This window comes from Blautia sp. KLE_1732_HM_1032 (assembly GCF_025147905.1).
Lineage (GTDB): Bacteria > Bacillota > Clostridia > Lachnospirales > Lachnospiraceae > Blautia_A > Blautia_A fusiformis.
On the sequence record NZ_CP102266.1, the window covers coordinates 747,979 to 761,996 of the forward strand.

Genomic DNA, 14,018 nt, shown 5'->3' on the forward strand with positions numbered 1-14,018 from the left:
TAACAAACACCATTTCATCACTCCAATCTGAAATTTAGGTATGAAAAAAGCAGTCAATCCTAAGACTAACTGCTTTGTGTATAGAGATATGAAATTGTGAAATAGAATTTGCCTATTTCAAATCAAAAAGAGAATTTTCATAGTCCTTTACATAGTATCGTATATTTTTACGCCCCTTTTGAATAATGGTATGTCCCTCTGCTTCTAATTTTTCTTTCTGTGCTTCAATACCATTTGGATATTTAGCATTTAATTCTCCGTTTGCTTTTAATGTTCTCCAATAGGGTGTTTCATCTTCGGAACGCTGATAACTCGCCCACGCTACAATAGAAACAAATATACCCGCTGTAATCGGCTCTGTAAAATCTGCACCACTCAATTTTGCAAAGTGTTCTCGTATTTTTCCAACCGTAATCACTTTACCATACGGAACTTTTTTCATTACTTTGTCATAGTCAATCGGGGGAGCAAAATACATTTTGTTTCCACCATATTTCTCAATACTTTTCTGGTCTATGATAATTTGAAATTTTGGCATATCCTTACTATCATGCAACATAGCATTAAAATCTTTTTTATCTTCATTTGCCATTTGTGCCACCTCCTACTTTAAGGATAGTCTGTTTCTTATTTCCATGCAATGAGGCTGTTTGAAAATTATTAACACTTTCAAATTTGTCGCTTTCTTCATATCCATATTATAACAGTTCCATATATCCGCCACAATAAAAATCAGCATACCCTTAGCATTTATGGAACAAAAATGCACACTTTTTCTTTCTTCCTCTTGATTACCCCACAACAGAAAAGAAAAAGCCCTGTCAAGAGCCTTGCCACCATTGGTGGTGCTTTGCACTCTTTACTGGGCTTTTTGTTTGCTGTATCTTCCATGCAAGAGGAAATTAAAGACCTCTGTTCCATTTCGCCTTTAGATAATCTTCATAGTCTGCTTCATTGAAGTCTACTTGTGGAGAAGTGTCGGGAATGTTGTTTCTGTTGTCTATATCCGCAAGCTGACGAAATATCCAATCATCATAAGGGTCATGGTATTTATACTCTTTGGGCTGTTCTCTGTATCGGTCTAACCCTCGCATTTCCTTATGCACTTTTATCATGCGTTCCAGTTTTTGACGCTGTATCAACTGCTTGATTTCCATAAGTTCTTCCAACTCCGTAACCTCATTGGTAATGTAGTTATGGATATACTGTATGAGTTTATATGCCTTGTAAAATGTGCATTCTTTTTCATCATCGAAAAATTCATTTTCAGACAGGTAATCTAAGGAAACATTGAAGTCTTGTTCCCGTTTGATAATATCCATGATATAGGGCTCGGTGTGGTCAATATACTTCCATTCTCCCGACAATAATTCATTGGGCGTTACACCCAGCACGTCCATTATCTTCTCTAACGTATCAAAGGTAGGATAATTCACGCCACGTTCAATCTTGGAAAGGCTCTGCATATTGATACCGATTTTGTCCGCAAGTTCCTGTTGTTTCATTCCTCTGTGTTTTCTTATGGTCTGTATGTTTTCTCCTAAGAAACTGATTTTCTTTTCATAATGCTCCATAACTTAGTATAACCGCTCCTTTCGTTGCTTTTCTTGGTATTTATAAGCATATCATACTTAATCTATATCTAAAAGTCAACAAAAACTTCTTGACAAGTAATTCTAATGGAGTTATTATCGTATTAGACAGAGTGATTAAGCACGCTAGGGTCAATCACACGCTTGAGTAAGCATATAAAATATATATTTTCACTTTGATAGCATGAATAAGCATGGACTATCAGACCGAAAATAAGGTTTCTGACTGGGGCTGTTCCGTTTAGCCACGAGCCTTACAAGGCTCGTGAGCGTTAAGAACGGGGCAGACACAGGAAGAAAGGGAACGCCTTTAGGCGTTCGTAAAGGGCGTATATGTAACACCGCCCTGCGCATACATGTCATAGTACCTAGAAACTGTGATAAATAAAGGACAAAACACGATTTTTACCCCGCAAAAAAACGGGAAGTACGAAAGGAGTAATGCACTATAACTACACACAAAAATTTATCCGTTAAGATTGATTACATCAGTATTGTATTTGATACTGCAACCGCAGAAGATGTCATCATGCACATTTTAGGTTTACCGACTGACCTTTTCAATGTCTATCCGGCAAGCGTTAAATACAAAACCTATCAAGCACGCTGGCAGATTGGAGATATTTATGTATCGGGGGACGCAAGAAAGACAGAGGACAACCCACAGGGGCTAGGCTGTTATCTTGTTATGACTGGCAGAGGTTGTGATGATATTTTCCGTATTCTCGACAGTAGGAATTATACTTTTGGGGATATGTTCCGACGCTGTGAGCGAAGATACGGACTGGATAATTTCCATTTCACAAGACTGGATATTGCCATTGATGATAAGAACGAAAAGCCATTCTTTACCATAGAGCAGATAAAGAAGAAATGCAAAAAAGAGGAATTTATCTCGAATAGTGAGGGCTACCACTTTGACGAAAGCAAGTTTGATGATTTCGACACCGCAAAGACCGTTTATATCGGTGCTGGTAAATCAGGATTGTCCTACCGCTTTTATGATAAAGATAAGGAAGTCTGTTCAAAACATAATAAGACACTTGATGAAGTCGGCAGTTGGAAACGGACAGAAATGCAACTACGTGATGATAAGGCTCATGCTTTTGCCATGACATTCAAAGACAGACCGCTGGAACTTGGGGAACTGGCTTTCGGACTGCTGGCAAGCAACCTACGCTTTGTCGTGCCAAACAGAAATGAAAGTAATAAGAGCAGATGGAAAACGTGTCGGTTTTGGGAACGCTTTTTAGGGGCTGTGAAAGTCTTAAAACTGCAAGTACCGAAACTACATAATTCTCTTGAAGAAACACAGCAATGGCTCACAGAGGGTGGCGTGATTTCCGCTGTCAAAAGTTTTTACTTTTTAGAAGAACATGACGCATTAGGTGGATTGGAAAAAGTGGGAACTATGCTTGATAAAGCAAGATACAGCAATTCCCTTTCCAGTAAACTAACCGCCCACTTACAGAGGATAGACCGCACCGACCTTATCCCCTATATCCAGTATGACACGAAACATGGGAAAGGGGGTATCTGATGAATAACAACGATATTCCTGTATGGAAAAAATACACCCTTACCATTGAAGAAGCGTCAAAGTATTTCCGTATCGGAGAAAACAAGTTAAGACGATTGGCAGAGGAAAACAAGGACGCTGGCTGGCTCATTATGAATGGCAACCGCATACAGATTAAACGCCGACAGTTTGAACAGGTCATTGACAAATTGGACGCAATCTAATGCAAATGAGCCTTGTATGTGTTATGATGAACACAAGTCATATCAAGGCTCTTTCCAACAAGGAAAGGAGCAGACACCATGAAAGAAAAAAGACGGGATAGTAAAGGACGTATCCTGCATACTGGAGAGAGCCAACGAACAGACGGGAAATACTTATATAAATATGTAGACGCATTTGGAAACACAAAATATGTGTATGCTTGGAGATTGACACCCACAGACCCAACACCAAAGGGAAAACGGGAAAAACCCTCACTTCGAGAACTGGAACAGCAGATAAGACGGGATATTGAGGACGGTATCGACAGCACAGGCAAGAAAATGACGCTTTGCCAACTCTATGCCAAACAGAACGCACAGAGGGCAAACGTGAAGAAAAGCACAATGAAACAACGGGAACAACTCATGCGGTTATTGAAAGAGGATAAGTTAGGTGCTAGGAGCATTGATACAATCAAGCCCTCTGACGCTAAGGAATGGGCGTTACGCATGAAAGACAAAGGCTTTTCCTACAATACCATTAACAACCATAAACGCTCGTTAAAAGCGTCATTCTATATCGCCATACAAGACGATTGCGTAAGGAAGAACCCTTTTGATTTCAAGTTAAATGAAGTCCTAGAAAATGATACCAAAGAGAAAGTCGCATTGACAGAGGAACAGGAACAAGCCTTATTGTCATTTATTAAGACGGACAATGTGTATCACAAGCATTATGATGATGTGCTGATACTGTTAAAAACAGGACTTCGTATCTCGGAACTGTGCGGACTGACAGTAGCCGATATTGATTTCAAGAATGAAGTTGTGATTATCGACCACCAGTTATTAAAGAGCAAGGAACAGGGCTATTATATTGAAACGCCTAAAACAAAGAGCGGAATAAGGCAAGTGCCATTAAGCAGAGAAACAATACAGGCATTTCAACGGGTTATGAAGAAACACCCAAAAGCAGAACCATTTGTGATAGACGGACGGAGCAATTTTCTGTTTGTCAATCATAAAGGGAAGCCCAAAGTTGCGATTGATTATAACGCCTTATTTGTTCGTATGATAAAGAAATACAACAAGCACCACAAGGATAATCCCTTGCCACATATCACACCGCATACGCTACGCCATACATTCTGCACAAGGCTGGCTAGCAAGAACATGAACCCAAAAGATTTACAGTATATCATGGGACATTCAAACATCAGTATCACAATGAACTGGTACGCTCATGCGTCCATAGATACCGCAAAATCAGAGGTTCAGCGTCTAATCGCATAAGAAGTAGTTACCACGATTTTAACCACGCTTGATAGCGAAAATATAAGAAGATAGACCTAGATATGTGAGGTTTACCACAAAAGCAAAATGCCCGTAGAGCCTATAAAATAAGGCTTTGCGGACATTTAAGAAGATATAAAAAGATAGTCAAAAAGACATATATAATTTAAAGAAAATATATGATGATTCGGAGATAGAATCCATTAATAGCTGAAGAAAGGAATCATATGGCGAATCTGATATCCTTAGAAGTCCATTACCTTTAGGTGATGGGTAGTTCACTCGGTCACAACCGAGTCAGCCATGACCGAATAAAAAATATGTACATATCTACTTCTCAAACCTGCAAAGTGCCTTCTGTTGTGCTCCATAAATGGAGTGATTTCCGTTGATCAGATAAGCGAGGATGCATACCAGGATGAGGGGAAGGGTATTTCGGGTGCCGAAAACTTCCAGGCCGATGAGGATCGGGGCGATGAGGGTGTTGGTGGCGCTGCCGAATACTGCGGCGTAGCCAAGTGCCCCACAGATCATCGGAGGGATCCCGAGGATGGAACCTAAGACGACTCCAAGGGAAGCGCCGATGGAGAACAGTGGTGTCACTTCGCCGCCCTGAAAACCGATGGCAAGTGTAAATACAGTAAACAGAAGCTTCAGAATCCAGTCATATCCGTAGATCGTTTCTCCGGCAAAGGAAGCGGAGATGAGATTGGTTCCAAGACCTGTGTAGCGTCCGCCGTGGATCACAAACAGCAGAGCTGCCAGTGGAATGGCCATGACACCGATGCGGATCAGCGGATTTGAGATTTTTTCCCCGAATAATTTCTTTGCTTTCTGAAGAAGTACGGAAAAGCATCGTCCGGCAAGACCAAAGGCAAGTCCGAGAGCAATGAGAGAGATCATGCTTCGGAGATTGGTCACAGTCCAGGTGTCTTGGATATCCACAGCAAATTTTTCCAGTTCCAGGAAATGAGAGGTGAAGGAGGCTGTATATGCGGCGATAAGTGCCGGCAGCAGCGCATCGTACTCAAGATATCCGGCAACGATCACCTCCATGGCAAAAAATACAGCGGCTAATGGCGTCTGGAACAGACCGCCAAAACCGGCAGCCATACCGGTGATCAGCATGACGGGCTTGCGTTCCCGGATATGCAGCCTGCGTCCGGCCTCGTGGGAGAGTGTAGCACCGATCTGCACGGCAACACCTTCACGGCCGGCACTTCCTCCGAAGAGATGAGTGATCCAGGTGCCGATCATTACCAGAGGGACAAGAACCAGAGGAATCTGGTCTCTTTTTTTCTGCCCGGTTTCGAAGATCAGGGACATGCCATTTAAGCTTAAGGTGCTGAAATGATGATACATCCACACAATAAGAAGTCCGGACAGAGGCAGGAAAGGCAGCAGATATTGCCAGTATGCGGTGCGAAGATCAGAGATCGCCAGCAGGCCCCGGCCGAAGATAGTATCTACGATCCCGACGCAGATTCCCACGACCACTGCAAGGACAGCGTATTTCAGCTGCAGGATCCGATGTTCTTTTTGGATAGTTTCTTTTGTCATAGTAACTCCTTTCAATCTCCCCGTTTTGAAAAATCCATCAAAAAAAGCTGATAACCCCGTGCATTGCACAGAAGTCATCAGCTCATTGGCGGTTTCGATAAAGATCGGGGGAGAACTTCATTCCCTTTCTGCCTGAGAGTATAGCATCCGAGGCTGATATCGTCAATAGTCAGACGGAAATCCGGAGTATCTTATTTGTTACAGGTGTGCTATGATTAAACAAATCGGCAGGTTACGGGTGAAGCAGTAAAGCGTAATGTGCTGCGACTAAGACCTGGACATATGAGAATGTAAAAATAACGGAGGAGACATCATGGAAGAACCAAGAATTGACAAAACAGTCTATACAGGAAGACCGGAGAACACCGAGGGCCGTCTGGAGAAGGAAATCGCAGTGTACGATTTTCTGGATAGTCTTGGGATTGAATATAAAAGAGCAGATCATGAAGCACTGATGACCATGGAGGCCTGCGAGGCAGTGGATCAGCTTCTGGGAGCGCAGATATGCAAAAATCTTTTTCTCTGCAACCGACAGAAAACGGATTTCTATCTGCTGCTGATGCCGGGAGAGAAGCCGTTTAAAACAAAATTTCTGTCCAAACAGATCGGAACAGCCAGACTTTCCTTTGCAGACGGAGAGCAGATGGAGGAATATCTGAACATTACACCGGGGTCCTTAAGTCTGATGGGACTGATCTTTGATAAAGAAAAGAAGGTACACCTGGTGATCGATAAAGAAGTCCTGGATGAAGAATATTTCGGATGCCATCCGTGTATCAATACTTCCACTCTGTTGATGAAGACCAGTGATGTAAAAGAAAAAATCCTGCCGGCGCTGGGCCACGAATATCAGGTGGTCGAGCTGCCGACAGAATAGAAAATCAACGTATGGGTGTAAAGTCCTTTTTGTTGGACTCTGCTATGATGTAATGGGGGCGCTGCTTGACCTCCATATAGGTTTTGGCTATGTATTGTCCCATGATACCCAGGCAGAAAAGCTGCAGGCCGCCGATGAAGATGATGACACAGATGGTGGAAGCCCAGCCTGGGACCGGATCATCGAAGATCAGCTTTCGGACGATGATGGCTACCAGGACCAGAAAGGAAAAACCGGTCATGGTCGTTCCGAACCAGGAGGCGATGGTCAGCGGTACCTGAGAAAAATTGATGATGCCGCTGACGGCGTATTTAAACAGCTTCCAGAAGTTCCATTTGGTCTCACCGGCTACGCGTTCGATATTTTTGTAGGGGAGCCAGCAGGTGCGGAAACCGATCCAGCCGAAGATTCCCTTGGAGAAGCGGTTGTACTCACTCATGGAGACGATGGCATCCACCATACTGCGCTTCATCAGACGGAAGTCTCTGGCGCCGTCCACAATATCTGCATCCGAGATCTTATTGATCAGCTGATAAAATTTCCGGGCAAAAAAGCTCCGGATAGGTGGCTCTCCGTCACGGCTGACACGTCTGGTGGCAACGCTGTCATATTCTCCGGATTCCAGCTTCTCCAGCATTTCCGGGAGAAGGGATGGCGGATCCTGAAGATCAGCGTCCATTACTGCTACATAATCGCCGCCGGCATTGCAGAAGCCTGCATACATGGCAGCTTCCTTTCCGAAGTTTCTGGAAAAGGAAAGATAGATCACATGAGGATCCTTTTCGGAAAGCTCTTTTAAAATCTCAAGGGTTCTGTCTCTGGAACCGTCATTCACAAAGATCAGTTCATAATCACAATTCATTTGCCTGAGGACAGAAGTGGCTTCCGGGTAAAAAAGCGGAAGGGATTCTTCCTCATTGAAGCATGGTATAATTAAAGAAATCATTTTTGCCTCGTTTTCCAGATCATAAAAAATGATCATTTTGGCGGTTATCTGTAGTCCGCCCTGGTTTCAGGTTGCTTTTGGATGGGTACTATCATATCATATTTGTCCGGAATCGGCTATAAAACAGGGGATTTTTTTCTTGCACCGCTGTTTTTTTGTGATAAACTGTAAAAAAAGACAAACAAGAGGTGTGATATGCTGGAAAAATTTAACAGCTTTATGGAGAAATGGATGGCTTTTGTGACGCCGGCCTGTCTGCTTACAGGGGTGCTGTTTCCGAATATTGCAAAGCATGGCGTGCCCTATGTGACGTATGCTTTTGCATTTATGACCTTTATCGGTGCGCTGAAATCCAGATTCCGTGATGTAGCAGATGTGTTTAAGCGGCCGCTTCCGCTGATCCTGATGCTGCTGATCCTTCATGTGCTGGGACCGGTGGCCGCCTGCGGTCTGGGACATCTTCTGTTCCCGGGCAATATGAATTATATCACAGGAATGGTGCTGGAATTTTCCGTACCTGCAGCGGTGATCAGTCTGATGTGGGTGTCCATTTATAATGGAAACAGTCCGCTGTCACTTTCGCTGGTTGTGATCGATACGATCCTGGCTCCCTTTCTGATCCCGGCAGTATTGAAGCTCCTGGTGGGCTCCAGCGTAAAAATGGATACTGTGGGAATGATGAAGGAGCTGGTTTTTATGATCGCTCTGCCGGCAGTCCTTGCCATGTGCCTTAATGAAGTCAGCCATGGAAAGGTTATGGAGACCTGGCCGAAAAAGCTGGCGCCTTTTTCAAAAATGTGCCTGATCTTTGTGGTAACCTCTAACTCCTCCAAGGTTTCTCCTTATATGAAGCATCTTAATGGAGAACGGCTGGAGGTAGCAGCAGCGATCCTGGTCCTGGCAGCAGGGGGATATGCCATTGGCTGGATCATTGCCATTCTTACAAGGCAGAATAAAGCGGCAACGGTTTCCATGATCTATGGTTCCGGAATGCGGAACATCAGCGCCGGTGCGGTGATCGCGGGAGCGTATTTTCCGGCGGAAACATTATTTCCGGTTATGATCGGAACGTTATTTCAGCAGATCCTGGCGGCTTTTTACGGAAGTATGATGCGCCGGATCCAGACCGGACAGCAGGAAAGGGAGAAGGAGCATGGAGTTTCAGCATGAATTGATCATTCCCAATGAAGGATTTCCTTTTAAGCTTTTTCTTTTTGAAGGAAGAAACGGAAATTATGTAAGGGAAAAACACTGGCATACTTCGATCGAGATCTTTGCGGTGATGGAGGGGAGCCTTTATTTCTATATCGATGAGAAAGAGTATCCTCTGAAGGCAGGGGAGTTTCTGATCATTAATTCCAATGAAGTACATTCTATTCAGGCGCCAGTACGTAATGAGACCATCGTACTGCAGATCCCGCTGAAGCAGTTTTCGGATTATTTTACCGCTCAGAGATTTATCCGTTTTCGGAGCAGAAACGAAGAGTCTGAGGAAACAGACAGGCGGATGGTTTCTCTGATCCGGGAGATGTATCGGGTGTACGTATCCGGGGAAACGGGGTACGAATTCCGTATCAGGGCAGTGTTCTATGAAGTCCTTTATCTTATGGTTTCTGCATACAGGGAAACAGAGGTGGAGGAGAATGCGCTGAAGATCAGCCGCAGATTGGATGCTTTGTCAAAAATAACCACTTATATGCGGGAGCATTACAAGGAGGATCTCAGGCTTTCCGGACTTGCAGCCATGTTCGGATATTCCGATGCATATCTGTCAAGAATGTTCCGGAAATATGCGAAGGTCAATTTTAAGACATATTTACAGGATATCCGCATGGCATACGCCTATAAGGAGCTTTTGCATACAGATCATACCATCAGCTCTATCGCACTTGACAACGGGTTTGCAAGCAGCAGGGCTTTTTCCAGGGAATTTGTAAAGCGTTACGGGATCCTGCCGGGAAGAGTGGAGCGTCAGAATCATAAAAATGTCAAAAAAGTGCTATGAATGAGTCAAGAAAAGCGGCGAAAAGCATACCATGATGTGGTATGCTTTTTTCAGTTCAAAACGAAGATACAGAGAAGCTGTGAAACAGTAATTTTGTAAGGAGGGTTAAATCGTGAAAATTCAGAAAGTAACAGATCCGGCTTTCCGCAGATACGGAAAGGTTCTGGAGGGATACAATTTCGGTCCGCTTCTGAAGGAGATGAAGCATACACCGGTTCCGGAGGATGTGGTATATGTTCCGTCAGCAGAGGAGCTGGAAGCTCTCGATGTGGAAAAAGAGCTGAAAAACAGAGCGTTTGGTGGATTACCTGTCCAGATCGGATATTGCAATGGTCACAATAAAAAGCTGAATGCCCTGGAATATCATCGGAATTCCGAGATCAATGTAGCAGTGACAGATCTTGTACTGCTTATCGGACATCAGCAGGATATAGAAGAGGATCTTACATACGATACCTCAAAGGTGGAGGCATTTCTGGTACCGGCAGGAACTGGGATCGAGGTTTATGCCACAACGCTCCACTATGCACCGTGTCATGTGAATGAGAGTGGATTTCAGTGTGTAGTTGTTCTTCCGAGAGGAACCAACACAGAGATTGATTTTCCGATGTCAGGGGACGGAGAGGACGGTCTGATGACAGCCAGAAATAAATGGCTTATCGCTCATGAGGATGCGAAGATCGAAGGCGCATTCAACGGATTGAAGGGTGAAAATATCACACTTGACTGATTTTGGGTGAAGTGAATAGTTACAAACGAACAATAATATCACCGGTGGAAAATCTGCCGGATATAAAAAGGAGAATGAAGATTATGAACAACATGCCAGAAGTTAAGATCGGAATCGTTGCAGTCAGCAGAGATTGTTTTCCGGAAAGCCTTTCCGTAAACAGGAGAAAAGCTCTTGTAGACGCTTACACAAAGAAATACGATGCAAAGGATATCTACGAATGTCCGGTCTGTATCGTAGAGAGTGAGATCCATATGGTCCAGGCTCTGGAGGATATCAAAAAAGCAGGCTGTAACGCACTCTGTGTATATCTTGGAAACTTCGGACCGGAGATTTCTGAGACCCTTCTTGCAAAGCATTTCGAGGGACCGAAGATGTTTATCGCAGCAGCTGAGGAAACACAGGATAATCTCTGCCAGGGACGTGGAGATGCTTACTGCGGTATGCTGAATGCAAGCTACAACCTGCAGCTTCGTAATGTAAAAGCCTATATTCCGGAGTATCCGGTAGGTGATGCAGAGGACTGTGCGGATATGATCCATGAATTCCTTCCTATCGCAAGAGCGATCGAGGGATTGAGCAACCTGAAGATCATCAGCTTCGGACCGCGTCCTACAAACTTCCTTGCCTGCAATGCACCGATCAAACAGCTTTACAACCTTGGCGTTGAGATCGAGGAGAACTCAGAACTGGATCTTTTCGAGGCATTCAACAAGCATGAAGGTGATGAAAGGATCCCGGCGATCGTAAAAGAGATGGAAGAAGAGCTTGGTGCGGGAAACAAGAAACCTGAGATCCTTCCGAAGCTTGCACAGTACGAGCTGACTCTGAAGGACTGGGTAAGAGATCATAAAGGATATCGTAAATATGTAACACTGACAGGAAAATGCTGGCCTGCATTCCAGACACAGTTTGGATTTGTTCCATGTTATGTAAACAGTCGTCTGACAGCACAGGGCATTCCAGTATCCTGTGAGGTTGATATCTATGGTACATTAAGTGAGTTTATTGGACAGGTAGTAAGTGATGATATCGTTACACTTCTTGATATCAACAATTCCGTTCCGAAGGATATGTACAAAGAATCTATTGAAGGAAAATTCAACTATACACTTCAGGATACCTTTATGGGATTCCATTGTGGAAACACAGCATCCAGCAAGCTGTCCTTCTGTGAGATGAAATATCAGATGATCATGGCAAGATCCCTTCCGATCGAGGTTACAAACGGAACTCTTGAGGGAGATATCAAGCCTGGAGATATCACCTTCTATCGTCTGCAGAGTACAGCGGACAACAAGCTTCGTGCATATATCGCACACGGCGAGGTTCTTCCGGTTGCAACACGTTCCTTCGGTGCTATCGGTGTATTTGCAATTCCGGAGATGGGACGTTTCTACCGTCACGTGCTGATCGAGGGAGGATTCCCGCATCACGGTGCTGTAGCATTCGGACATCACGGAAAAGCTCTCTTCGAGGTGTTCAAATACATTGGTGTACCGGTTGAAGAGATCGGTTACAATCAGCCGGCAGGCGTGAGATATCCGACAGAGAATCCTTGGAGATAATTAAAACAGGCAGGTAAGATCATCCGTACGTGCTGCCTGATACAAGCAAGTCCCCACTCACTGCTTATTGCTTTTCGTAACCCCGCAGGGGACGTTCTTGATTTGGTTAAATACGATTCAGAAACCGCGGGCTCTCAGGCGTGCAGGCGTTGCGAACTGAGGGCTGCGGTTTCTGTATTTACAGGAGGAAAAATTACTATGTATTATATTGGCGTTGATCTTGGAACTTCCGCTGTAAAGCTTCTTCTTATGGAAGGATCCGGAAAGATCTGCAACATCGTATCAAAAGAATATCCGCTGTTCTTCCCCCATCCGGGCTGGTCTGAGCAGAATCCGGAGGACTGGTTCGCCCAGAGCATGGAAGGGATCAAAGAGCTCACAGAGGGGATTGACCGCAAAGAAGTAGCAGGAATCGGTTTTGGCGGTCAGATGCACGGTCTTGTAACTCTGGATAAAGATGACAATGTGATCCGTCCGGCGATTCTCTGGAATGACGGCCGTACCGGTGAGGAGACGGAATATCTTAATACGGTTATCGGAAAGGAAAAACTTTCTCAGTATACCGCAAACATTGCATTTGCAGGCTTCACTGCACCAAAGATCCTCTGGATGCAGAAGCATGAGCCTGAGAATTTTAAAAAAGTGGTAAAGATCATGCTTCCGAAGGATTATCTTGCCTATCGCTTAAGCGGATCCTTCTGCACAGATGTATCCGATGCTTCCGGTATGCTTCTTCTGGATGTGAAAAACCGCTGCTGGTCAAAGGAAATGCTTGAGATCTGCCATATCACAGAGGAACAGCTTCCGAAGCTGTACGAGAGCTGGCAGGTAGTCGGAAACCTGAAAGCGGAAGTTGCAAAAGAGCTTGGCTTCTCAGAGGATGTGAAGGTTGTAGCAGGTGCAGGCGACAATGCTGCGGCAGCTGTGGGAACAGGAACGGTTGGCGATGGCCAGTGCAACATTTCCCTTGGAACATCCGGTACGATCTTTATTTCCAGCAAAGATTTCGGAGTGGATGAAAACAATGCACTGCATTCCTTTGACCATGCAGATGGAAGCTATCATCTGATGGGATGCATGTTAAGCGCTGCTTCCTGCAACAAATGGTGGTCAGAGGAGATCCTTAAGACAAAGGATTTTGCGGCAGAGCAGGCACCGATCCAAAAGCTTGGCGAAAATCAGGTATTCTTCCTTCCATATCTGATGGGAGAGAGATCTCCGCATAACAACCCGGATGCAAGAGGTGTATTTTTCGGAATGTCCATGGATACCACGAGAGCAGATATGACCCAGGCAGTTCTGGAGGGAGTTGCTTTTGGACTTCGAGATTCCCTTGAGGTTGCAAGAAGCCTTGGGATTCATATTGAGCGCACCAAGATCTGCGGCGGCGGAGCTAAGAGCCCTCTCTGGAAAAAGATCATTGCAAATGTGATGAATCTGAAGGTGGATGTGCCGGAGAATGAGGAAGGCCCGTCTATGGGCGGTGCAATGCTGGCAGCAGTAGGCTGCGGTGAATACCCGGATGTGGAAACGATCTGTAATAAGCTGGTCAGGGTAGTAGATACGGTAGAACCGGAACCGGAGCTGGTTGCAAAATATGAAGAAAAATACCGGAAATTCCGCAAACTGTATCCGGCAATGAAAGAGTTGTTCAGATAACAGCCATTTTCACGGATAAATATTGTTATGCTTCATAGGTATGGAGCACTGAACGGTTAAAGATCA

General features: G+C 44.5%; 13 protein-coding genes and 1 riboswitch. Of the genes, 9 read left to right on the top strand and 4 right to left on the bottom strand.

The window, feature by feature from the left end:
• Positions 1-112 precede the first annotated feature (112 nt).
• Positions 113-592: an MGMT family protein gene (locus NQ489_RS03760; RefSeq protein ID WP_002322212.1), complete on the bottom strand. Its 480-nt coding sequence runs from the start codon at positions 590-592 to the stop codon at positions 113-115.
• Between the two features lie 310 nt (positions 593-902).
• The gene (locus NQ489_RS03765; RefSeq protein WP_131082433.1) at positions 903-1,505 is read right to left on the bottom strand and encodes a helix-turn-helix domain-containing protein; all 603 of its coding nucleotides are present in this window, start codon (positions 1,503-1,505) and stop codon (positions 903-905) included.
• Between the two features lie 616 nt (positions 1,506-2,121).
• Between NQ489_RS03765 and NQ489_RS03770 the strand changes: the two genes are divergently transcribed.
• From NQ489_RS03770 to NQ489_RS03780, 3 genes are all read left to right on the top strand, one after another.
• Positions 2,122-3,132 (top strand): replication initiation factor domain-containing protein, encoded by a 1,011-nt coding sequence (locus NQ489_RS03770; RefSeq protein WP_021652272.1) that lies wholly within the window; start codon positions 2,122-2,124, stop codon positions 3,130-3,132.
• On the top strand, positions 3,132-3,335 hold the full coding sequence (locus tag NQ489_RS03775; RefSeq protein ID WP_002322216.1) for an excisionase: 204 nt from the start codon (positions 3,132-3,134) through the stop codon (positions 3,333-3,335). The genes NQ489_RS03770 and NQ489_RS03775 overlap by 1 nt, the downstream gene beginning before the upstream one ends.
• A gap of 78 nt (positions 3,336-3,413) precedes the next feature.
• The gene (locus tag NQ489_RS03780; RefSeq protein ID WP_002322217.1) at positions 3,414-4,607 is read left to right on the top strand and encodes a tyrosine-type recombinase/integrase; all 1,194 of its coding nucleotides are present in this window, start codon (positions 3,414-3,416) and stop codon (positions 4,605-4,607) included.
• 330 nt (positions 4,608-4,937) lie between these two features.
• On the opposite strand, the gene NQ489_RS03785 is transcribed toward NQ489_RS03780, so the two are convergent.
• Entirely contained in the window at positions 4,938-6,167 is a 1,230-nt protein-coding gene (locus NQ489_RS03785) for a chloride channel protein (RefSeq protein ID WP_227945587.1), read from the bottom strand.
• 61 nt (positions 6,168-6,228) lie between these two features.
• A riboswitch (Fluoride riboswitch) is annotated at positions 6,229-6,301 on the bottom strand.
• A gap of 179 nt (positions 6,302-6,480) precedes the next feature.
• Between NQ489_RS03785 and NQ489_RS03790 the strand changes: the two genes are divergently transcribed.
• Positions 6,481-7,044, top strand: a complete 564-nt coding sequence (locus NQ489_RS03790) for a prolyl-tRNA synthetase associated domain-containing protein (protein ID WP_021651853.1) — start codon at positions 6,481-6,483, stop codon at positions 7,042-7,044.
• A gap of 4 nt (positions 7,045-7,048) precedes the next feature.
• Here the strand turns inward: NQ489_RS03790 and NQ489_RS03795 are convergent, their stop codons facing one another.
• Positions 7,049-7,990, bottom strand: coding sequence for a glycosyltransferase family 2 protein (locus NQ489_RS03795; RefSeq protein ID WP_015527465.1), 942 nt, complete (start codon positions 7,988-7,990; stop codon positions 7,049-7,051).
• Between the two features lie 195 nt (positions 7,991-8,185).
• Between NQ489_RS03795 and NQ489_RS03800 the strand changes: the two genes are divergently transcribed.
• From NQ489_RS03800 to xylB, 5 genes are all read left to right on the top strand, one after another.
• The gene (locus NQ489_RS03800; RefSeq protein WP_021651855.1) at positions 8,186-9,160 is read left to right on the top strand and encodes a bile acid:sodium symporter family protein; all 975 of its coding nucleotides are present in this window, start codon (positions 8,186-8,188) and stop codon (positions 9,158-9,160) included.
• On the top strand, positions 9,144-9,995 hold the full coding sequence (locus NQ489_RS03805) for an AraC family transcriptional regulator (RefSeq protein ID WP_015527463.1): 852 nt from the start codon (positions 9,144-9,146) through the stop codon (positions 9,993-9,995). Before NQ489_RS03800 ends, NQ489_RS03805 begins: the two co-directional genes overlap by 17 nt.
• Before the next feature lie 112 nt (positions 9,996-10,107).
• Positions 10,108-10,725 carry a DUF4867 family protein gene (locus NQ489_RS03810; protein ID WP_021651856.1) on the top strand — a complete coding sequence of 206 codons (618 nt, stop codon included), beginning with the start codon at positions 10,108-10,110 and terminating at the stop codon, positions 10,723-10,725.
• 83 nt (positions 10,726-10,808) lie between these two features.
• Positions 10,809-12,293, top strand: coding sequence for an L-fucose/L-arabinose isomerase family protein (locus NQ489_RS03815; protein ID WP_015527462.1), 1,485 nt, complete (start codon positions 10,809-10,811; stop codon positions 12,291-12,293).
• A gap of 198 nt (positions 12,294-12,491) precedes the next feature.
• On the top strand, positions 12,492-13,952 hold the full coding sequence (gene xylB / locus NQ489_RS03820; RefSeq protein ID WP_021651858.1) for a xylulokinase: 1,461 nt from the start codon (positions 12,492-12,494) through the stop codon (positions 13,950-13,952).
• Positions 13,953-14,018 lie beyond the last annotated feature (66 nt).

Excerpts from the sequence above, each read along its gene's own strand:
- NQ489_RS03765 (WP_131082433.1), bottom strand. The coding sequence starts at position 1,505 with ATGAAACAACAGGAACTTGCGGACAAAATCGGTATCAATATGCAGAGC.
- NQ489_RS03815 (WP_015527462.1), top strand. The coding sequence starts at position 10,809 with ATGAACAACATGCCAGAAGTTAAGATCGGAATCGTTGCAGTCAGCAGA.
- NQ489_RS03805 (WP_015527463.1), top strand. The coding sequence starts at position 9,144 with ATGGAGTTTCAGCATGAATTGATCATTCCCAATGAAGGATTTCCTTTT.
- NQ489_RS03785 (WP_227945587.1), bottom strand. The coding sequence starts at position 6,167 with ATGACAAAAGAAACTATCCAAAAAGAACATCGGATCCTGCAGCTGAAA.
- NQ489_RS03760 (WP_002322212.1), bottom strand. The coding sequence starts at position 592 with ATGGCAAATGAAGATAAAAAAGATTTTAATGCTATGTTGCATGATAGT.
- xylB (WP_021651858.1), top strand. The coding sequence starts at position 12,492 with ATGTATTATATTGGCGTTGATCTTGGAACTTCCGCTGTAAAGCTTCTT.
- NQ489_RS03775 (WP_002322216.1), top strand. The coding sequence starts at position 3,132 with ATGAATAACAACGATATTCCTGTATGGAAAAAATACACCCTTACCATT.
- NQ489_RS03770 (WP_021652272.1), top strand. The coding sequence starts at position 2,122 with ATGCACATTTTAGGTTTACCGACTGACCTTTTCAATGTCTATCCGGCA.
- NQ489_RS03795 (WP_015527465.1), bottom strand. The coding sequence starts at position 7,990 with ATGATTTCTTTAATTATACCATGCTTCAATGAGGAAGAATCCCTTCCG.
- NQ489_RS03790 (WP_021651853.1), top strand. The coding sequence starts at position 6,481 with ATGGAAGAACCAAGAATTGACAAAACAGTCTATACAGGAAGACCGGAG.
- NQ489_RS03800 (WP_021651855.1), top strand. The coding sequence starts at position 8,186 with ATGCTGGAAAAATTTAACAGCTTTATGGAGAAATGGATGGCTTTTGTG.
- NQ489_RS03780 (WP_002322217.1), top strand. The coding sequence starts at position 3,414 with ATGAAAGAAAAAAGACGGGATAGTAAAGGACGTATCCTGCATACTGGA.